This is a genomic window from Desulfovectis peckii, assembly GCF_055391705.1.
Genome location: NZ_AP042409.1, coordinates 1791894 through 1812015 on the forward strand (window position 1 = coordinate 1791894; position 20122 = coordinate 1812015).

Sequence of the window (20122 nt, forward strand, 5' to 3'; positions counted from 1 at the left end):
TGCCTATTCGTTAAGCTCTGCCTCTACTTGCTGCAGCTGTTGTTGTTCATCTGCATAGAAGATTCCGGTCTCATCAAGTAAGATAATCAATCGTTCCCCCAATAGGGCAATTCCCTTTATAAAGGAAGCATCTACCCCACCGATCATCGGCGGTGGGGGAGCAATATTATCCGCTGAAATTGACAGTACCTCGTGAACCGCATCAACAATCAAGCCAAAGGTAACCCCGTTTACCTGCATTATTATAATGCGGCTTTGGGCCGTTCTGGAGGATGCCTCCAAGCCAAAGCGTTTACCCAAATCAACAACGGGAATTACTTGACCCCGCAACTTTATAACACCCTCGATAAATTCCGGGGAACGGGGAATACCGGTAATTTCCTCCATATAGATAATTTCCCGTACGGCAGTGATTTCTAATGCATATGTTTGATCAGCGAGCCGAAAAACCACTACTTGTATTTCTTTGTTAAGCGCCATGATAAGTCCTCCCTTTAGTTGGAGTTTGCTGATCTCAACTGTTGTTCAATGGAAATTATTTTGTTCGGTTCTATGTCACTATAACGATCTCTTAAGATAACAATATCTACCCGCCGATTATAGCGCCGGTTTTCTTCGGAATCATTGGGCCTTTTCGGGCGGTACTCACCGAAACCGGTTGCCGACAGGCGCTCGGGGGAAATAGCGTTGGAATCTATTAGTTCCCGCACCACTCGTGATGCACGGGCAGTGGAAAGCTCCCAGTTAGAAGGAAACACTGTCGTGTTAATGGGCAAACTGTCGGTATGTCCTTCCACCCGTATATAGTTATTCAGCTGCGACAAAATACCGCCTATATCTCTGACAATTGCGGCCGATTCCTCAGATAGGGTGGCCTTGCCTAACGGAAAGAGTACTACGTCCTGAAAGCTGATTAAAAGGCCGCGATCTTGCAATTCTACCGTTACTTTATCTTGCAAACCATGCTCTTTAAGGTATGCTTCTACCTGTTCTTTCACCGACAATAAATTCTGCGTTTCCCTTCTTAGCATTTCGTCGGCCAGTTCTGTAGCAGGTTCATAGGCTCCCGGCGACACACCCGGCGCACCGTCGTAAAGAATGGCCCCCTGACCGCCCATCACTTTATGCAGCGAATGGGCTATAGCATCAAAACGGACGGCGTCTATTTTACTCATGGTATACATAAGAATGAAAAACACCAACAGCAATGTGATCATGTCCGCATAGGTAATCAACCAGCGATCGCGGCTGGCACCGCTGCTTTTTTTATTAAAGCGCCTGTTTTGTCTTAACATGGTTTACTCTTCCTCTTCATCTACATTTCTGGTATTGACATTTCTTAAGAAGGCATTCAGCCTTTCTCTAATTAAAATCGGGTTGTATCCAGCTTGCAGTGATAAAACACCTTCAATTTGCAGTTCTTTTAAAGTCAGTTCTTTTTGGCTTAAGTTTCTTAAGCGGTTAGCAATCGGAAAGAAAAACACGTTCGCTGCGGCTACACCGTATAACGTGGCGGTAAAGGCCATGGCAATGGCCGGAGCCAAGGCTTCGGGATTGTCAACGTTGCCCAATACGTGCACCAAGCCCATTACCGTACCGATAATGCCCATGGTGGGCGAATAGCCGCCGGCAGATTCAAATATGCTGACCCCTATTTCGTGCCGCTCATGAGTAGAATACATTTCGGTTTCTAAAATGTTGCGCACCATTTCCGGGTCGGTGCCGTCAACCACTAACTGCATCGCCTTGCGCAGAAAAGGATCTTCGATGGTGTCCAGCATGTTATCTATGTACAGCAATCCTTCCCGGCGGGCTTTGTCGGCTAAGTCAACCACTTGGTCGATCGCATCCTGATAGGAGGGAATTTTTCTGTTCAACGCCATTATTAAAAGCCGGGGTATGTTTTTTATTTCTTCAAAGTTATAAGCTACAATCGTTGCGCCAAAAGTACCGCCAAAAACAATCATCATCGCTGACGGAGAAAACAAGGCACTGATAGTGCCGCCTTCCATCATAAAACCAACGATCAGAGCCGCAGACGCAAAAATTAAACCAAATAGTGTTGTGAAGTTCATTGCCCTATGTTCAACTCCCTAAATATTTGGTATTTTTCGACTTCGTTTGTAATACGACCTTTAATAGGTCAAATCCTGCAACTTTTAGTGATAATTACAAAAATAACCACATATATGTAATTATAAGTAGTTTGTTAGTTAGGCAAAATAGCTTGTAAATTACATGAGTATTTGAATATAATAATAGCACTATGAAGATTACAGTTGTATCAACCCGCTTAGGGCTAAAAGATTTAACCGAACAATTTGATATTGCGGTAGTGTTAGATGTTTTGCGGGCTACCTCAACCATTACCACCGCTTTGGAAAAGGGCTGCCGGTATGTCATTCCGGTGGCAGAGGTAGAAGAAGCCCGCGCTTTGGCCAAAGATAACCCTAAACTAATACTCGCCGGTGAACGGGGGGCAGTTAAACTTCCCGGCTTTCAGTTAGGCAATTCGCCCTTGGAGTTTACCCCGGAGAAAATAAACGGCAAGGAAATTGTTTTAACCACCACCAACGGTACGGGTACAATTAAAGCGGCGGCGGAAAAAGCTAAGCTGGTTTTAATCGGCAGCTTTTTAAACGCCCGGGCAGTAGCAAAAGAAGCGGCAAAACACAGCAACATATTATTTGCCTGTGCCGGAACAAACGGCCGTTTTTCTATGGATGACACGCTGGCGGCAGGGGTAATCATCAAAGAGTTATTGGCACTTAAAGGAAGCAGCGACTACAGCGGCAAAAAACTGGCCGCCATGCGCCGGCAGACAAATGCGGTATATTACGATGAACAGCCCCTGGATAACCCGCAAACACTGCCGGTAATGAATGACAGCGCAGTGGCCGCCTACCGCCTGGCCCAATACTACCAAGACAATATTTTAGATGCACTGTATGATACACTACATGGGCAAAAATTAGTGCAACTTGGTATGATTAATGATTTAACTTACTGTGCACAGTTAAATACATCAAATATTACCCCATATTATAAAGATGGTATAATTTCTACATAATCCGCTATGATTTGCGGGTTATTTTATTATATTAAGCATAGATTATATATAGATTGACTTAGCTTTAATGCATGCTATAATTTTAAATAAAAGGATGTATTGGGGTGGTTATATGTCCGCAATAGAATGGTACAGCCCGCGCAATTCTTTTAATGCTATGATTAGTAAAAACCACATTACTTTGGGTGAATTAGCAGTTGATAAGTTAAATAGTGAGTATGTTATTTTAGGTTATCACCGCGATGATAATTGCATTTTAATAAAACCGGTAAAAAAAGGCGAAGGTTTTAAAGTTACCCGTAGAAAAATAAATGCCAAGAATTTTTTAAAACATTTTAATATAGAAGCTAAAGGTACATATCCGGTTGAATACGACGAAAACAACAGGGTATTAATTATTAAGTTATAGTGGGTGCGATTATTCGCACCTTTTTGTGTTATAATAGGTTTTGTATTATTTTTATGGGGGTTTTATTAGGTGCGCACATGGTATATCGAAGATGCAGGCGGCGGCTGCCGTGCTTTCTCCGAAGTACTGGTGCTGGTGAGTGAAAATCCGCGGGAAATTTATACCGCAAAATTGCCCTTAACTTGGGACGAAAGCATTGGTTTAGAGGAAATGGCCTGCCGGTTAGTAATTAACATGATGAAAAAGGCCGGGGTTAGTAAAGAGGACACTTTATTGGTTTGTTCGGGAAATATATTTCACACACTGCATCAGTGGCTTAGCAATGAAGGGTATAACTGGGAAACCGCAAAAATGGACGGATTGGCGCACGAAGTGGCGGAAGATGCTTTTTACCGGCAGTTAGTGGAAGCGGGCGTACCTAAAGAATATAAACTTGTGGAACGGGATTACCGCACTTTTTACCGTCAGGTGGAAGAATGGGTAAATCAGCAGCCCAATCCATCAAGGTATATGAAGGACCGCAAAGTACGCCAAAAGCCGGCGGAAGCCCGTTACAAATTAAAAAGCACCTATGCCCGTCCGCGCCGTTGCCGCAAATGCCGGGAAACAATTAAACCCTTTTCGCCGGTGGTAGAACATACCGTACGCAATAACGGCAAAAAGTATCGTGTTTATTTTCATCCGGAATGTTCTCCTATTAAGCCGTTAAAGGGCAAGCTGCAGTACGCCACCGGAAAGTGGGCAGGTAAAGAAATCAGCGGGCTGATTCTGCCCAATAAAAAAGAAGTAACCTGCCTGTTATGCGGCCGGCCGATTGCCTTGGGCGAGCCGACCTTTTACGGTTACGATGAAGAAAATTTAATCTTTGGGCATCAACGTTGTTTTGACAAAAACCCGTTGTCAATTGATTAACTTTTCCACCACCGGCAGATCAGCGGCGGCAAATTCATAATGGGGCAGTTCTTCCTTTGTTACCCAGCGAAAGCTGCGGCAATCTTTAGCTGCCGGCCTACCGCCAAGATAGGTGCAGCGGTAAAACAACAGCAGTACCGCGTATTCGGGATAGCGGTGAAAAACGGTTTCTACTACCTCACCCACTTCTATGTCAATATCCAGCTCTTCTTTTATCTCCCGACGCAAGGTATCACGCGGGTCTTCATCCCGCTCTACCTTGCCGCCGGGAAATTCCCATTTCAGTCCTTGATGTGCATTTTGCTTTCGCTGAGCAATTAAAATGCGACCGCCGTGTTCAATAATGGCCGCGGTAACCAGCAGCGTGTGCTTGTTCATCTCCGTCACACCATTCATTTAGTTATAATCAGTATCTTCAAATTTCGGCATTCTTATTAGGCATGGTGTTTGCAGCTTTTAGGCAGCGCAATGCTTTTGCCGCGGTCGAGCATGTAATTTTGAAAGCTGACAAACCCTTTGGATTGCTTTACTTTTTCAAAAATGTGCAAGAAAAATTCAACAATCCAACCACTGACCAAAGCACTGATAACGGTGCCAATGCCAAACAATCCACCCATTAACCAACCGATAGCCACTACCGTTACTTCAAGAATAGCGCGCGTGATGCCTATGCGCAAGCCGGTTTTGCGGGTAAGGGCAATCATTAAGGAATCCCGCGGGCCATACCCTATGTTAACCGACATATATATTGCCCCGCCCAAATTGCATAAAATAATTCCCACGATCAGATAAATAATGCGGCTGCTGAGCACCGCGGTTTCGGGAAACCAGTTCCAGTTTATAATTAAATCAACAATCACACCGATAGAAATGGCATTAACTACGGTGCCGATATATGGTTTAACCCCCATTAGCCAGGCGATAATGACCACAACCAAGCTGGTTGCAATCATCCCTTGGCCCAGGCTCAACGGCAGGCAGTTTGTTAACCCCAGGTGGAAAACCTCCCAGGGCAGTGGGCCGAACTGTGCCTGCACCATCAATACAATACCGGCACTCATAACAAACAGCCCCACTGCAAACCAAGCGGACTGAAGCAGGTGATAAACCAGTTTTTTCAATATTTAGGACCTCCTATTTTTCAGCTAACTATATAATTATATGTTATATTTATAATAAGGTAAACACAGTTAATCTTTGGATATTTAAATTTTAGGAAGGCAGGCTCAATGATGGGAGCATACAAGGCGCTTTATTTAAGAAGGCCTCTGCGCTTTATCAGTAAAAATGACACTAAAATAGCGGAATACAAAGCCTTGCTGCATCCGTTGGATTTTATCCCCGTTGCCATGGATATCGGTGACTTTGCCGGCAGGGATCATCTGGAAATTGTGCGCAACAAAACGCTGCAGGCCTTTGAAATTAAAAGGTCGCCGGTATTTGTTGAGCAAACGGGATTGTATTTAGAGGCTTGGAACAAACTGCCCGGCGGTTTAACGGATCTGTTTTGGGAAAGGTTAAATTTAGACGGCTTTTTAAAGCTTTTGGAAAATGAAGATAATCGGCGGGCAGAAGCAATCACTACTATTGGTTACTGCGACGGACGAAAAATTTACGTTTTTGAAGGAAAAATAAACGGTACTATTGCTCATGAGCCGCGGGGCAAGAACGGCACCCAGTGGGATCCGGTGTTTATTCCTGAGGGAGAAAGCCGCACTTTTGCTGAAATGCAGCCGGAAGAAAAGGCTAAAATCTCTATGCGCCGTATTGCGGCTGACGCTTTTAAAAGTTTCCTCATGAACGGTAGGAGGGCTCAAGGTTGAAAATATTAGATGAACTTGCTCAGGAGATTAAAGAAAAACGGATTATCCCCTTTGTGGGAGCCGGCTTATCTAAAAACCTCGGACTGCCGGGATGGGAGTCTTTAGTTCAGAAAGTAGCCGAGGATTTAGATTACGACCCGGAAGTAATACTTACATACGGTGATTTTCTGCAAATAGCGGAATATCACATTATTAAATACGGCAGCAAAAACCGCATTGCCAAGTTGGTTGACCGCAACGTGCGCGCTGTAAAGTATGATATTGGTTCTTCCAAGGCCCATGAGTATTTGGTAAAAATGAACTTCCCGACTATTTACACCACTAACTTTGATGAAGCGTTGGAAGAAGCTTTTGAATATCACGGTTACCCCTACTGCCGCATTGCCACATTGGACGATATTCTTTGCGCCCAACAAAACGCCACCCAAATAGTAAAGTTTCACGGCTGCTTAGATTATGACGAAACGCTGGTAATTAGCGAAACAGACTACTTTAACCGTTTAGATATGGAAGGCCCGATTGACATTAAGCTGCGTTCGGATTTATTAGGCAAGACGGTGTTGTTTTTAGGTTACAGCTTTCGGGATTTAAATGTACGATATTTGTGGACTAAGTTATTTAAAATTATGCAGTCGAACTGCAAGGCGTATATGGTAACAATGCTGCCCAACCCGGTGTTTGAAGCAATTTACGGGAAGAAAGGAATGCGTATAATTTGCCTAAACTCAGATAACCCCGAGCAGGATATTGTAGATTTTCTGCACGAGTTATACATTCGCGTCAAAGAATGATTTGTTTAGCCGTTTAAGGGTTAACCATTGCTAAGAAGGGCAATGGTATCATCCAGTTCGTCCCAGTTGTCTATAATGGCATCCGGCCGGTGGTTTTCCATGGTTTTTCGGTCGGCAATGCCCCAGGTTACGCCAATCGATTTAGTTTTGGCCCCTTTGGCCGCCATAATGTCAAAGGGTGTATCGCCGATGTATACAGTTTGCTCAGGCTGACGGTTTAATTTTTTCAGCGCGGCCAAAATCGGATCCGGCTGGGGCTTATGCCTGGTAACATCCTGGGCACCGATCAATAAACTTATGTATTGATTTAGCTTTAAATAGTCAATGCTTCTTTGGGCAACCGCGGTACTTTTGGAAGTAACCACGCCCAGGGTAAAGCCTTGTTTTTTCAGCCTTTCCAGCATTTCTACGGTACCGGGGTAGCACCGGGTATGGCGATCGTGCTCTAAAGCGTAATAGTGCTGATAAAGTTTAAAAAATTCCGGCTCTCTTTCTTCCCCCACAAAATGTGTACCGGTATCTTTCAGTGAACGGCCTACCCAGCTCATCACGTCATCGTTTCCCCAAGGTATATTCATTTCTTCAAAAACTCGCTTGAAAGTTGAACGGATTAAGGGTATAGAATCAACCAATGTGCCATCCAAATCAAAAAGTACGGTATCAATTCTCATATTTTACTCAACCTGCCATTTTTAAAATCAAAGTTCAGTATAACATAAATAAGGGTGTAAGGCAAAAAGTGCTTGTAATAAGTGCAAGTGAGATATGTTGCAGTAAACAGGACTGTGGTAGCGCCAAGGCATTTATCTACGCAAACACGCCGGCCTTATAATTGAACGAGCTCCGCCGCCTCCGGGCGCCTGCGGAACTCGCTGACGCTCAAACAGTCCTCGGCGCTAATCCTTCGGCGGCGTCGCTCTTTGAATTAGCCGGCTAATCGTTTGCTCCGATAAATGCCTTGGCGCCTGCACGGAATGTGACATTTACGAACACAGGTAGGATGAAACCCCGCCCATATACCCCTTACAACTAACTAACCTATTTTCCAACTTCCCAACTGTTATAATATGGGAGCCAAAAGGCGGGCAACTGATTCTTTTATCTTAATCATTACCGACCGTTCATTGTATGCCTCCAGGGTTATTTCCCGGCTTTGCTCCACATCCGCTAAAAAGATGTCTTCTAACTTTTTGGCGGTTTGGGTGTCATAAATTATGGCGTTAACTTCAAAGTTGTATTGAAAGCTGCGGAAATCAAAGTTGGCACTGCCGACGGAAGCAATTTTACCGTCTACCACCATTGTTTTGGCATGCATAAAGCCGGCTTCGTACAAGTAACACTTTATGCCGTACTTTAGTAATTCGCCGATGTAATAAAAGGTTGCCCGGTAAACAAATTCGTAATCCGGCCTGCTGGGGATCATCACCCGCACGTCAATGCCGGACATCGCCGCGCTTTTCAGTGCCGTCAGCATGGTTTCATCCGGTACAAAATACGGGGTTTGAATGTAAACTCTTTTTTTAGCGGCATATATCATGGTTATATAATCGTTTTTTATCTGCTCCAGTTCGGAATCCGGTCCGCTGGCAACAATTTGAATGCCGATATTGCCGCGACCGGCAATTGTCGGGAAATAGTCGGAATGGAATTTTATTTTATTTTCCGCCGCCAAGTTCCAATCTAAGATAAACCTAAGCTGCATGTCGTTAACGGCACTGCCGGTAATTTTAATATGGGTGTCCCGCCAAAAGCCCATCCGCTTATCCAGCCCCAAATATTCGTCGCCGATGTTAAAGCCACCGATAAAACCTACTTTTCCGTCAATAATTGCCAATTTGCGGTGGTTGCGGTAGTTTAAGCGGATGTTGAGATAGGGAATTTTTGACGGAAAAAAAGCAGCGGTCTCTCCTCCGGCTGCGATTAACGGACGAAGAGCTTTTTTAATGCCTAAAGAGCCTATGTCATCGTATAACAGCCTTACCTGTACCCCTTCTTTAGCTTTAGCGGCCAGCAATCTAATTATCTGATTCCCCAAACGGTCATTTCTGACAATATAATACTGTAAGTGGATATGGTGCTTGGCATTTCTGATACAGTGGAACAAGGCGTCAAATTTCTCCTGGCCGGTGGTATAAATCTCTATTTCGTTATCCTGAGTAAAAAGGGCCTGGCTGCTTGTTAAGTTAAGGTGGATAATTTTTTGATAGTTTTTTACCAGCGGGTCTTTGTAATTTATTTCCCCCTTCTTAAGCTGTTTTCTCTGTTGTTGAATGGTGTTTTCGATCGCTACGATTTCTTCGCTGCGCAATTTGTATAGTTTTCGCCGGCCAAATTTTTTACCCAGCAGCAGGTACAGTATAAAACCCAAAACCGGTAAAAATAACAGTACCATTAGCCATGTCCAGGTAGCGTTAACGTTTTTTCTTTCAAAAAATATAATGGCTATGGCAAAAATAATGTTTAGTACAATCAAAATGGCATACAAATAATTTAATAACTCCATAGCATTAAGCACACCTCATATTTATGCTTTTAAAAAACATTCCCCGTAGTAGTTTCTTGATTTGTATTTGGTATTGTTATAAAAGGATCAACATTAATTATACTGCTTTTTTAAAATAAAACCATATATATGCACTTACAAATATTATCATTAATACGGCAAAATATTTAAATTTACCACAAAAGCTTATCAATAAAAAGTTAAAAACCTTGGCGGTATTTTACATTGACCTTAAAAGTGCTCAAACTTTTGGTATAATATTTAAGTCAAAAAAAAACAGGAGGAAAAATAATGAAACAAAGCCCTAATAAAGAATATGTGCTTAAAATCGGGATTGGTACATCTAATATAGACGGTGAAGATTACGCCACTATGATGCTTGATCACATTGATTTTGACAGCTTATTAAGAACGGCAGCTGTTTTTGAATTAATTAAGCCTACTTTACAACCGATAACAAATGAGTATCCCATGTTTTTCGGCGAACCTACCGAAGTTATGGGTGAGGACAAAGAGCTCACGGTATCTATAAAAAAAGTCAAAAAAATTATCACCATCAGTATTGTCAGTAAATCTACCTTAGATGAAATTTTAGAACATGCCGATGAAAAAACTATCAAAAACGTGCAAAAAAGCTTACCAAGCACTTTTTTTGAGTTTAACAAAGATAAAAAGTACTTTGAGCAGCAAGCTACCATGGTTTACAGCGGGATTTATAAAGACGCTTATCGCAACTTTTTGCAGGCATATGAGGAAAAGGGGTTTTATTACATCATTTTGGGGGATAACGGCAAGGCAATGCCCGGTGTGCAGGTAATTAAACGGGATTTAACTGTGGAATGATAACAAACAAAGGACTGCAGACACAAGCAAGCGCTCGTGCCAAAATAAAATGTAGGGCGTGTCGCTAACTACTAAAATAGTTTTGCTACACGCCCTCATGTTTAATAATAAAAGTTGTGCCCACCAATAGTGGTCATGTACTGCCGGTTGTTCGGAATCCAAAAGTTTTGGGACTTACTGGGATTTAAGAAGTATAGTGCCGAACCAACCGGCCTTTGTCCGTTGGCTGCCGCTTCTGCCGCCCGCATGCTTTCCGCACTGGGGGTGTTGTAGATAGTACCGTCAATTACCGGTGAAAACTGCGTATACCCGTACTGCTTGTCAAATATTACCCCATAAACAGTGTTGGGAAATTGGCTGTGATTAACCCGGTTAAGAATAACATTGCCCACGGCAACCTTACCGATAAAAGGTTCGCCCCCGGCCTCAGCCTCAATAATTCTCGCCAGCCAATAGATATCATCGCGGCTTAAACCGCGGTTTGCCGGCTGATAGCTTGTCCTGCGGGCAGTTTCCACAGCTGTGCTTGTAGTTTGTGCAGCAGCCACTTGCACGGCTTCTGTTTGATTTTCCGTGCTTTGATATTCAATTTTTTCTGTTGCTTCTTTCTTTGGTTGTTCAGTGGTTTCTTTCTCTTGCTGTTTTTCGGTTTTCGCTTCTTTTTCTTCTTTTACGTCTTTTGCCTTTTGTTTTGTTTTTTGTTGTTCTTCAGTTAGTTCGTTAATTACCAGGTTGGGTTGGTTTTTTTCATTTTGGTTATTGGGAATGTTAAGTAATAGAGTAAAAAGACACACTACCAATATGGGAAGACTGACTAATGCTGTAATCTTTACCTTGCGATTCATCTTCTTTCCTTTCTACCCAGTTAGTCCTCTTGATTGGCAATATTATTATAAGACATATTCACTGTTAAGGTAAGCTGTAAATACTGGTTGACCGGCCAATTATTTAGCTAATATAGCATTATTAGCCAATTCGCCCACGGTTTTTTGTTGCAGTTCCCCTTGCAGGTAAATTTTTATTACCTGCGGATCATCCTTTAGCATTTCCAGTTGTTTAACTGCACCGTCAGCACCGATTTGTCCCAACGCCCAGGCGGCATATCCTCGAAGCTCAGGGTTACTGTGCTGCAGGAATTTTTCAATCTTAGGTACTATATCATACAGGCATGAAATCTTCCCTGCCAGCCGACCGATACCCCACAGCATTCCTTTTTGAAACAGTTCTTCATCTAAAGCAGCGTTAATCATGATGGGTGCAAAATCAGCATATAAATCCGGCCGGTTAAATATTATTTCGGCAACAGCCGCCGGTGCCGACCGGCAGTTGGCCCCCGATTCATCACTCATTGACCAGATAAACCGGCGGATAACATTGAGCACCCTTTCCGGATCTTTATCGGCAATAGCAGCACATACAACACCTAAGGCTTCTATGGCCCGCCAGTGCAGAAAATCGTCACTGCTGTATGTAAGCCGCACTATGTGGCGAATGACCTTACTGCTGTTTTCTTCAGCCAGCGCCACCAATGCTCGGTGGTTTCGGACGCTTACCAAGGTTAAAACTTTCTGTTTATTAGGCAAAGATTTGCACCCCCTGCAAATTTTAACATGCGTTTTGGAATAGACGCAGTAAAATCAGTTATCATTTTAAATATTATAAACCATATATCTTAAAACCTGATTAATAAACTAATATCGGCTACGCATATTATTAAACATACAATATTCCGAGGTGTTATGTATGACGCTCAGTCGAGAAGGCCTTGTTCAAAGGATATCAGAAATAGTAAAAAATGCTTTGTCCGACACGATCATTACCCCAACAGAAAATTTCTCATTACATATAGAACGCAAAAACTACTGGATAGATCTTCATTTGGGCAGTATTTATGAAAATTATCTTAACTGTCCGCCGGATGTACGCAATAAGTATTTAGAGGAGGTTATGCAGCCGTTTATTGAAGATTTATCAAGGGGCAGAAGTGTTAATGCCGAAGATATATTGAACAATAAAGAGCGCGTTTACCCTTTGGTGGTAGGAGCCAATGATTTTCACCATAATTTTGTGTCCCTTTCGCTGGCTGAAGAGCTGCAGATGATTTACGTTTATGATCAAGGTTTACGTTTCTTTTTTATTGAAAAACCGCTGTTAACCGATATGCAAATGGATATTGAAGAGTTAGATAAGCTGGCACGTAAAAATTTTTACCGGGATATGGATAAACCGCTTTTAGTGCTGGATAAAAAACGCGGCATATTAGGCTACAAGTACTGGGATTCTTATGATTCAACGCGGTTGCTGTTGCTGCAAAAAAAATTTGCCGGCATTGAAGATTTATTAGGAGAAGATGTGTTAGTGATGATTCCTTCGCGGGATTTATTGATGGTATTTGCTCACCGCGATCAAGCGGTGTATAACCGCATTAAAATGCTGGGGCATTCGCATTTTATTAACAGTACTTATCCGGTAAGCAAGACAATTTATAAACTGGCAGCCGGCAGGCTGATAAAATATGACGGTGCGGAATAAATCCGCACCGTCTTTAAATTATTTACCTGCCATAACTTCTTCCATTGTTTTGCCGGCGTCAGGGAAGAACAGCGGCTCTCCGTATTTGTCTACGCCAAATTCAGCAATTACATTTTGCACTTCTTCTGAAACCATAAAATCTACAAAAGCTTTGGCGCCTTCAGCGTTAACTTTTTCATATTTGTCGGGGTTAACTTGCATTACGTGGTAAATGTTCAACAGTTCCCCGGCACCTTCTACCATAATTTCTAAGTCCGAATCATCTTTGTGAGCCAGGTATGTAGCCCGGTCGGTAAGTGTGTAAGCCGATTTTTGGTTGGCTACTACCAAAGTATCACCCATTCCGCTACCGGTTTCCTGGTACCATTGACCGGCAGGCTCTATTCCGGCTGCTTCCCAAATGGATAATTCTTTCTTATGGGTGCCGGAATCATCACCGCGGGAGACAAATATGCTTTCACTTTCAGCAATGGCTTTGAAAGCTTCCGTTGCTGATGCGGTTCCCTTAATACCGGCCGGATCATCTGCCGGACCAACAATTATAAAGTCGTTATGCATGATCAATTGGTAATTGACTACCGTTTCATTATCTACCAACGGTTTTTCCGCTTCGGGAGCGTGGGTTAAAAGAACATCAGCTTCGCCTTCTTCACCCATAGAAAGGGCTTTACCGGTACCTACTGCCACAATTTTCAGGTTGTAACCGGTTTGTTCTTCAAACATCGGCTCTAAAACATCCAACAAGCCGCTGTCTTGGGTACTGGTGGTGGTTGCTAAAATTACTTCTTCCTTTGCCGGTGTATCTTGTGCTTGCTCCTCTTGTTCGGCAGGCTCTTGAGCTTGACAGCCGAATAAGAACATTACCAACATAATGGCGGTAAACACTGATAACAGTTTTTTCATCATTTCACCCTCCTAAATGAATATGGTTATTATCCCCCAAGAAGCATAAATTTAAAACGACCAAACCCGCTGTACAAGGATTTGGTCATGTTATGCCGAGAAAGACCATCCCTCCTTTCCACACCGGGAGGCACACCGGTTTCCCAGTATGCCCTATCGGCCTGAAAACCTTAGTTACCCTTAGGTTATCAGGCTCGGAGCATTATTATTATCTTTTTTAGCTATTTAGGTTATTCTAGTTAATCTATGAAATTCCTGCCAAAATTTTAAACAATCAGACAATTGGGTATCCAATAACGACAATCGGGAAAACCTACAGCGATAAATGCAGTAGACAGTGACGCCTGCATATAACAGGCATGGAAGTTTAAATGTCATTAAGTAAAAGGGAAGGGCGTGTCGCAACCGTTAAAAGGTAGCTTTCGACACGCCCTTTTTGTGGTGAGCCCATAATGACCTGCGCTACAGCTACTGCACATCTCTACACAGCCTAAGGCAACCTGGCGGCTGCAGAAGACCGTTACAAAACATACAGTAACCTTTGTCTCAACCGGCAAAGGTACCTAAGAAGCCTGGAGAGATCTGGCGACCAAAACAGACCTCCGCGCAGTTCAGCACCAGCACCAAACTGCTCGGCACCTGGGCCGATCTCAGCTCGACCGGTTAACATGCCTTGTGACCGTAAGGCAATCGTTTTAAGACTGCAATACAGCCTGCCGACACATTAAACGATCTTCCCGCCGGCTAATATTGAGCCAAAACAGGACCCAATATCAACCTTTGGCCGACCATACGCAGAGCTTTAATTTAAAACCCTACGACAGTCTTGGCTCAGCCATTATGAACCCGGTAAGTATTATGCCCGCTGCAAAACTTTTTATACGAAATATAAAAAAATGGGGTGAAGCTTGAACTTTTATTCAAGCTTCACCCCTGCTTTGTTACTTCTTACTTGTGCTAAACTGCCAGCTAAAACCGTCAAAATTATTACCCTCTTTGTCTTCAATAATGTCGTCGGCAATTTCCACTTCGTAGTCGCAGTCATATTCTAATTCATCATCTAATTCAATAATCAACTTGTTACCGTCAATTTTTACTTCATCTATATCTAACTCTTCATCGGTAGTTTGATTGTAAACAGTAATACCCTTTAAAACGTCATCCATGTCTTTAACCGCATAGATATTCATGTTAAACTGCACCAACAGTTGGTCTAATTCAACATCGACATCATTTTGGCCGTCTTTCGGGATTAATCTTTTTACTGTCAATTCTTCCTTATCTTCATCCTCTTCAATAATTACCTTTACCGGGTCGTCGTCTTCTTCAATGACAACTTTTTCAAAACCGTCACATGCTCTGTAAAGAAGCAGTACTGCCTCTACCCGTTTGAGCGGGTCTTGAGGACCAAGATACCACTTGCCTCTGTCCTTGTAACCGCCAAGCAGACCGGCATCTACAGCGGTAGCGACATAAACTCGCAAATTTTTTGATACTTTATCCGCATCTTTATACTTAGCAAGAATTTTATCGGCTGCTCTTTCGCTCACTAAATCTAAACCTTTAGCCTTGACAATGGCTACGGTAACATCTTCACGTACCGCTTTGTCCTTAGGGTAAAAGTACAATTTTCCGTTATAGCGAAATCCGGTTAAGTACTCTTTAGCGGTTTCAATGTTGTTGAAAAACATATTGCTTTTTGGTACGTCTACAAAGGTTTGGTTATAGTTGCCTTCCGATTTCAAACCCATCGAAAGTACCAACAGTTTGGCAAATTGCTCTCTGGTTACATGGTTATTGGGTTTAAAGGTACCGTCGCTGTAACCGCCGATAATTCCCAAATTAATCATTTTTTGCACTTCATGGTAGGCCCAATAATCCGGGGTAATATCTTTAAGTTTATGCACTTTCTTTTCTATTTGCTTATGCACTACCCAGCTCGGCGGATCTGCAAATGCCACACTGGATGCCAAAAGGGACATTACCAACGTTAATACTACTATTAAAGTAAACTTTCTGCCCATTAATTTTACCTCCCTAAACATTATTTAGTAACTTCCCTCTCTGCTTTTTCGCTTATCACTTCGCGAACTACTACTTTTATTGTCCAAAGATTTCTGCTTCTTTTTTTCAGTTTTCTGCTGTTTTTCTAAAGTCTTTTTGTGCTTTTCTTCTGTTTTCTGCCATTTTTCTAAAGTTTTCTGCTTCTTTTCTTCAGCTTTCTGCTGTTTTTCCAAAACCTTATGTTGCTTTTCTTCAGCTTTTTGCCATTTTTCCAATGTCTTTTGCTGCTTTTCTTCAGCTATTTGCTGTTTTTTCTTTTCGTCCGGCGATTTATGAGCTTTTATCTGTTTGGACCGCTCAAAGTGGTTAACATTTTGCAAATCCCTTTTCTCAGGTTTAGCAGGGTGATTATCCATGGTAAGCCCATAAGGCAGGTTCTTTTGCCGGTCAAAAGTTTTTGCGGTTAACCCCCGATCACCGACTTTTGCCTGTCCCGGAGGCATATCTCTCAACAATTGCTCGGTACGAAAGTCTTTCTGCCGTTCAAGCTGCCAGATGGCACTTTGGCGCACTTCATCTATTGTTACCTCTAAGCCTTCTTCACGGGCTTTTTTATATAAAAGATACTTACCGGTGGATAAGCCGGCCTTCTGCGCTTCTTCACGGCTTGCGCTGTCAATCTCTTCAATCACCACCCGAACAGGTAGCCGGTTGTTTTCAATCGGCCGGCTGATCATTTGCTTTATTTTTGCTTTATCTATTTCTGCCGCCTGTTTTTGATCAGTAACAGTAAGGGTAGATAACACTACATTATCCTGCTCGGTGCTGATATAACCTTCGCTAATTGCCCGGGCCACCAACTTAGAAATCGCCTCGGACAATTCAACGCCTTGAACATTTACTTCGGCAACCAATTTTTTACCGGCGGTGTCTAAACCTCGGGTTTCAGTGATGATCATGTTCTTATCTATGCCCAACTCAATACTGGGGTTGATGTCTAAAGCCACATAAGCCACTGCCTGTGCAGGCAAAAGGTAAAAGTGGGCCGGGACTAACAGCACCAACATAACTACTGCGGCGGCAAGCATTGTTCGCCCTAAATGGGGCAAGCGCCAAACTTTCCCCTCAATTTCAGTGCCTAATTCCACAGCGGTATTTGGCAGCAGCACTTTGACAAACTGCCCGCTTGGTGTCATTAAAACGCCCCGCCTGCCATTTTTTTCCACCAACATGCCTTTAACCACAGCCATTTTTTAGCCCTCACCCCTTCCCCAGTCAGTTAGTTTAAGATAAGAATACATGTAGATAAATCTCTCTTTATAATAAAAGAGTATGGCCAGGGCAATGATATATCTTCTGCCCCGCTCCAAGGTTTTTCTTTTCACGCCGGTTTGTCGCACCAGTTCTGCCATCGGCAGCCGTTTTTTCTCCAACAGTTGATTAATTAACTGCGGATCTCGGCTTAACTGCCAGGCAACCCGAATTAAGTTTTCCCGCGTGTCGCGGTGTTTCGGGGATGCAGCAACCAGTGCTTGGTAATCTAAGCCAAATTGGTTTAACAAGCGGCCAAACTCTATAACCTCTTCTCGTCTTTCTCGTTCCGCCGTTTGTTGAATATAGTTATCCCAAGAATGTGCTGCCTCTGCCAAGCTTTGATGATACTCGGTTCCGTCAGCAGCTGTAGCTTCCTCTAAAGGAACAGCACCGTCGTGCTTTGATTCTTGACGAAAATAATCTTTTAGCCGGCTTTTAATAACTATGCGCGCATAAGCTAAAAACGGAATTTGTCTATCCGGATGATAGCGGTCTATCGCCTCATCTAATGCAATTAAACCAATAGAAAGTTCATCATCGCGACCCCATTCTAATTTTCGCTGACAAAAGGAACTCACTACATTGAAAACAAACGGTTTACTTGCACTGATCACTTGATTGCGCGCTTCAAGGTCTCCCTCTTTTGCGCATTTTAGCTTTTCTACCAGCACTCTCTCTTGCGAAATCAAGTGTTACACTCCTTAGAGCCCCCAACCCCTTTTTAAAACTCTTTCTCTGCATCTGTATATAGTTTACGGATATTTACTTTACTTTAAGGGGGCGGGCCGGCTGCAATTTATCATTTTTTCAGCCAGATAATTAAAGAACCTCCAAGGTTAAACAAACCCTGGAGGTTCTTTAATTATTATATCTTTTCTGCATTTAATTACAAGAGTTGCCAGCTATTAACCGGCTTGCCAATTGTTTCCATGGGGCTAATGTCAGCGTATTAATCTTCGCCTTTTTGAGTCACTTTTGTAGATTTATAGTATTTATAGGCCAAGTAGGCCATGATGAAAAGTAAACCGATAATCCAGGATTTTGTGCTGACCGCCTCCGCCACTTGGCGCCAATTTTGCCCAAAGAGATAGCCAACGGCAATATTCACCGCGCTCCAAAGCAGAGTAAATATGCTGCTGTAAATTAAAAAATACGGCAGCTTTACTTGACTTATACCGGCAATATAGGGGGTAACATTGCCCAGTGTAGGTATAAACCGGCCAAAAATAATATATGCTGCCGAAAAGTTATTTAACCACTGCCGGGCTTTGGCAAACCGCTCCGGTGTCACCCGCAAAATACGGCCGTACTTTTTAATAAATGGCTCGCCGATATTTTTACCGATATAATAAGCTGCCGTCGTTCCCGTTAAATAGCCGCAATATATCGCCAGCATTACTTCAAACAAGTTAACATCACCGCGGTTAATTAAAAAGCCGAACATAACGATCATCAGTCCACCGGGAAAGGGAAGACCTAGGGCATCAATAAAAATTGCCGCCAATAAACCCACACTTCCCAGTTTGGCTAAATAATCGAAAAGCGTTTGCATTAACTGCTCCATTAAAAAATGCACCTCAGCAGTTATTATGCCCGAAAATGAAAAAACCCACCGTAGCTTGGTGGGTTTTCTTAAATATAAAATGGCAAGGATCGTAATCGCTTCACACAATTATTATCCCCGCCTGTTGTGCTGGATTCATTATACGGTAGACAAATTAATTTTTTGTCAAGTAATTGTTAATTTTATGTTAAAAACTAAGACCTGCTATTAATAGCCCAAGTTTTTATTAAAAATTTTAATTGCAGCTATATCTGCTATTTGCCGGCATATAATGTACTAAACTTATGAAAGGACGTGGTAGTTTGCACAGTGCTGAAGATTTAAATGTGCATCTGTCTAACGTATTAGCTGATTTGCGTCAGGCGATAGATGCCAGCATTGAAATAAAAAACAGCGATCGCAGAAAAGCTAAAGAAGTGGCCGCTGTGTGGGAAAATTTTTTAGGTGATTTTATTGGCTATGTTAAAGAAAAAGGACAGTCAAGCGGGCAGAATTTAATTGCCGACATATCGTTTATAAATATTTGGAGAAAGTAAACCGGGATAACCGGTTTTTTTTTGATCTAAAAGGGAAAAATAACCGCGGAGGTGGGTTTAATGTTACTTGAGGATAAAGTTGCGGTAATTACCGGCGCTGCCTCTGGCTTTGGCAGAGAAAGCTGTCTTTTGTTTGCCCAGGAAGGAGCAAAAATTGTGGCTGCCGATAATAACGACGCCGGACACGAAGTGGCCAAAGAAATTATTGCTGCCGGCGGAGATGCAGTATTTGTGTTAACAGACGTTTCTAAAGAAGATCAGGTAAAAAACTTGATGGATGAAGCAATCAGTGCATATGGAAAAATTGATATTATCTTTAATAATGCCGGCATTTATCTGTATGGAAAAGCAGATGAACTTTCACTGGAAGACTGGAAGAAGGTTATTGACATTAATCTCACCGGTGTTTTTCTCGGCTGTAAGTATGGCATTCCGCACTTAAAAAACAATCAAGGCGGGGTAATTATTAACACCGCATCGGCCGCCGGTTTAATCGGCTTTCCCGATTCGGTATCATATGCGGCATCTAAAGGCGGCGTTGTATCGTTGACCAAAAATATTGCCGTTGATTACGCCAAAGATAATATTCGAGCCAACTGCATCTGCCCCGGCACCGGCAAAACCAGAATGACGGAAGAAGTTTTAAAAACCGAAAAGAATTACCAGGCCTTTCTTGACCCGATACCTTTAAAAAGATTTGCCGAACCGAATGACGTCGCTCAGGCAGCATTGTTTTTAGCCTCAGATATGTCTGCGTATATAACCGGCTGTGCTTTGCCGGTAGACGGCGGGTGGACAACAGCATAATCCCTTAGGCTCGGTTAACCGGTGCCGTTATTCCTGTAGATGGCGGCTATAGGTAAATGTAATAGATATAAATAGCTAAAAAGGGCTGTTGCACAGTGAGTGCATCAGCCC

General features: G+C 42.8%; 23 protein-coding genes and 1 riboswitch. Of the genes, 9 read left to right on the top strand and 14 right to left on the bottom strand.

What is annotated here, in order from left to right:
* Window positions 1–3: 3 nt before the first annotated feature.
* The 3 genes from ACZ5NG_RS08855 to ACZ5NG_RS08865 are packed head-to-tail and all read right to left on the bottom strand — an operon-like array spanning window position 4 to window position 2075.
* Entirely contained in the window at window positions 4–480 is a 477-nt protein-coding gene (locus tag ACZ5NG_RS08855; RefSeq protein ID WP_464251455.1) for a chemotaxis protein CheW, read from the bottom strand.
* A gap of 14 nt (window positions 481–494) precedes the next feature.
* The gene (locus ACZ5NG_RS08860; protein ID WP_464251456.1) at window positions 495–1295 is read right to left on the bottom strand and encodes an OmpA/MotB family protein; all 801 of its coding nucleotides are present in this window, start codon (window positions 1293–1295) and stop codon (window positions 495–497) included.
* Between the two features lie 3 nt (window positions 1296–1298).
* The gene (locus ACZ5NG_RS08865) at window positions 1299–2075 is read right to left on the bottom strand and encodes a flagellar motor protein (RefSeq protein ID WP_464251457.1); all 777 of its coding nucleotides are present in this window, start codon (window positions 2073–2075) and stop codon (window positions 1299–1301) included.
* A 191-nt stretch (window positions 2076–2266) separates the two neighbouring features.
* Here ACZ5NG_RS08865 and ACZ5NG_RS08870 point away from each other — a divergent pair, with 191 nt between their 5' ends.
* The 3 genes from ACZ5NG_RS08870 to ACZ5NG_RS08880 all read left to right on the top strand — a co-directional run bounded on the left by ACZ5NG_RS08870 (window position 2267) and on the right by ACZ5NG_RS08880 (window position 4391).
* Entirely contained in the window at window positions 2267–3070 is an 804-nt protein-coding gene (locus tag ACZ5NG_RS08870) for a 2-phosphosulfolactate phosphatase (protein ID WP_464251458.1), read from the top strand.
* A gap of 112 nt (window positions 3071–3182) precedes the next feature.
* Complete coding sequence (locus tag ACZ5NG_RS08875; protein WP_464251459.1) at window positions 3183–3479, top strand: hypothetical protein; 297 nt, start codon at window positions 3183–3185, stop codon at window positions 3477–3479.
* 69 nt (window positions 3480–3548) lie between these two features.
* Window positions 3549–4391: a hypothetical protein gene (locus ACZ5NG_RS08880; protein WP_464251460.1), complete on the top strand. Its 843-nt coding sequence runs from the start codon at window positions 3549–3551 to the stop codon at window positions 4389–4391.
* On the opposite strand, the gene ACZ5NG_RS08885 is transcribed toward ACZ5NG_RS08880, so the two are convergent.
* Window positions 4380–4769, bottom strand: coding sequence for a (deoxy)nucleoside triphosphate pyrophosphohydrolase (locus ACZ5NG_RS08885; protein ID WP_464251461.1), 390 nt, complete (start codon window positions 4767–4769; stop codon window positions 4380–4382). The genes ACZ5NG_RS08880 and ACZ5NG_RS08885 overlap by 12 nt on opposite strands.
* Window positions 4770–4825: 56 nt before the next feature.
* Window positions 4826–5512: a YczE/YyaS/YitT family protein gene (locus ACZ5NG_RS08890; protein ID WP_464251462.1), complete on the bottom strand. Its 687-nt coding sequence runs from the start codon at window positions 5510–5512 to the stop codon at window positions 4826–4828.
* 108 nt (window positions 5513–5620) lie between these two features.
* On the opposite strand from ACZ5NG_RS08890, the gene ACZ5NG_RS08895 reads away from it, so the two are divergent.
* Together ACZ5NG_RS08895 and ACZ5NG_RS08900 are read left to right on the top strand one after the other, a co-directional pair.
* Window positions 5621–6214, top strand: coding sequence for a non-canonical purine NTP pyrophosphatase (locus ACZ5NG_RS08895; RefSeq protein ID WP_464251463.1), 594 nt, complete (start codon window positions 5621–5623; stop codon window positions 6212–6214).
* Complete coding sequence (locus ACZ5NG_RS08900) at window positions 6211–7005, top strand: SIR2 family protein (RefSeq protein ID WP_464251464.1); 795 nt, start codon at window positions 6211–6213, stop codon at window positions 7003–7005. The genes ACZ5NG_RS08895 and ACZ5NG_RS08900 overlap by 4 nt, the downstream gene beginning before the upstream one ends.
* 20 nt (window positions 7006–7025) lie before the next feature.
* Here the strand turns inward: ACZ5NG_RS08900 and ACZ5NG_RS08905 are convergent, their stop codons facing one another.
* Both ACZ5NG_RS08905 and cls read right to left on the bottom strand, forming a co-directional pair.
* Entirely contained in the window at window positions 7026–7676 is a 651-nt protein-coding gene (locus ACZ5NG_RS08905) for an HAD family hydrolase (RefSeq protein WP_464251465.1), read from the bottom strand.
* Between the two features lie 389 nt (window positions 7677–8065).
* Window positions 8066–9508, bottom strand: coding sequence for a cardiolipin synthase (cls, locus tag ACZ5NG_RS08910; protein WP_464251466.1), 1443 nt, complete (start codon window positions 9506–9508; stop codon window positions 8066–8068).
* 291 nt (window positions 9509–9799) lie between these two features.
* Here cls and ACZ5NG_RS08915 point away from each other — a divergent pair, with 291 nt between their 5' ends.
* On the top strand, window positions 9800–10351 hold the full coding sequence (locus ACZ5NG_RS08915; RefSeq protein WP_464251467.1) for a hypothetical protein: 552 nt from the start codon (window positions 9800–9802) through the stop codon (window positions 10349–10351).
* Between the two features lie 101 nt (window positions 10352–10452).
* Here ACZ5NG_RS08915 and ACZ5NG_RS08920 read toward each other — a convergent pair whose 3' ends face one another.
* Window positions 10453–11196, bottom strand: coding sequence for a cell wall hydrolase (locus tag ACZ5NG_RS08920; RefSeq protein WP_464251468.1), 744 nt, complete (start codon window positions 11194–11196; stop codon window positions 10453–10455).
* A 99-nt stretch (window positions 11197–11295) separates the two neighbouring features.
* Window positions 11296–11934 (bottom strand): DVU0298 family protein, encoded by a 639-nt coding sequence (locus ACZ5NG_RS08925; RefSeq protein ID WP_464251469.1) that lies wholly within the window; start codon window positions 11932–11934, stop codon window positions 11296–11298.
* A gap of 160 nt (window positions 11935–12094) precedes the next feature.
* Here ACZ5NG_RS08925 and ACZ5NG_RS08930 point away from each other — a divergent pair, with 160 nt between their 5' ends.
* Window positions 12095–12883 (top strand): DUF1444 family protein, encoded by a 789-nt coding sequence (locus ACZ5NG_RS08930; RefSeq protein WP_464251470.1) that lies wholly within the window; start codon window positions 12095–12097, stop codon window positions 12881–12883.
* An 18-nt stretch (window positions 12884–12901) separates the two neighbouring features.
* Here ACZ5NG_RS08930 and ACZ5NG_RS08935 read toward each other — a convergent pair whose 3' ends face one another.
* The 5 genes from ACZ5NG_RS08935 to ACZ5NG_RS08955 form a co-directional block, all read right to left on the bottom strand.
* Window positions 12902–13786, bottom strand: a complete 885-nt coding sequence (locus ACZ5NG_RS08935; RefSeq protein WP_464253139.1) for an ABC transporter substrate-binding protein — start codon at window positions 13784–13786, stop codon at window positions 12902–12904.
* A gap of 95 nt (window positions 13787–13881) precedes the next feature.
* Window positions 13882–13998: riboswitch (molybdenum cofactor riboswitch) on the bottom strand.
* Between the two features lie 729 nt (window positions 13999–14727).
* Window positions 14728–15810, bottom strand: a complete 1083-nt coding sequence (locus tag ACZ5NG_RS08940; RefSeq protein WP_464251471.1) for an S-layer homology domain-containing protein — start codon at window positions 15808–15810, stop codon at window positions 14728–14730.
* 24 nt (window positions 15811–15834) lie between these two features.
* The gene (locus ACZ5NG_RS08945; protein ID WP_464251472.1) at window positions 15835–17040 is read right to left on the bottom strand and encodes an anti-sigma factor domain-containing protein; all 1206 of its coding nucleotides are present in this window, start codon (window positions 17038–17040) and stop codon (window positions 15835–15837) included.
* A 3-nt stretch (window positions 17041–17043) separates the two neighbouring features.
* The gene (sigI, locus tag ACZ5NG_RS08950; RefSeq protein ID WP_464251473.1) at window positions 17044–17793 is read right to left on the bottom strand and encodes an RNA polymerase sigma-I factor; all 750 of its coding nucleotides are present in this window, start codon (window positions 17791–17793) and stop codon (window positions 17044–17046) included.
* Window positions 17794–18053: 260 nt separating this feature from the next.
* Entirely contained in the window at window positions 18054–18668 is a 615-nt protein-coding gene (locus ACZ5NG_RS08955; RefSeq protein WP_464251474.1) for a DedA family protein, read from the bottom strand.
* Window positions 18669–18970: 302 nt separating this feature from the next.
* Between ACZ5NG_RS08955 and ACZ5NG_RS08960 the strand changes: the two genes are divergently transcribed.
* Both ACZ5NG_RS08960 and ACZ5NG_RS08965 read left to right on the top strand, forming a co-directional pair.
* The gene (locus tag ACZ5NG_RS08960; RefSeq protein WP_464251475.1) at window positions 18971–19204 is read left to right on the top strand and encodes a hypothetical protein; all 234 of its coding nucleotides are present in this window, start codon (window positions 18971–18973) and stop codon (window positions 19202–19204) included.
* 60 nt (window positions 19205–19264) lie between these two features.
* A complete protein-coding gene (locus tag ACZ5NG_RS08965; protein WP_464251476.1) occupies window positions 19265–20011 on the top strand; it encodes an SDR family NAD(P)-dependent oxidoreductase in 747 nt (248 codons plus the stop codon).
* Window positions 20012–20122: the final 111 nt, after the last annotated feature.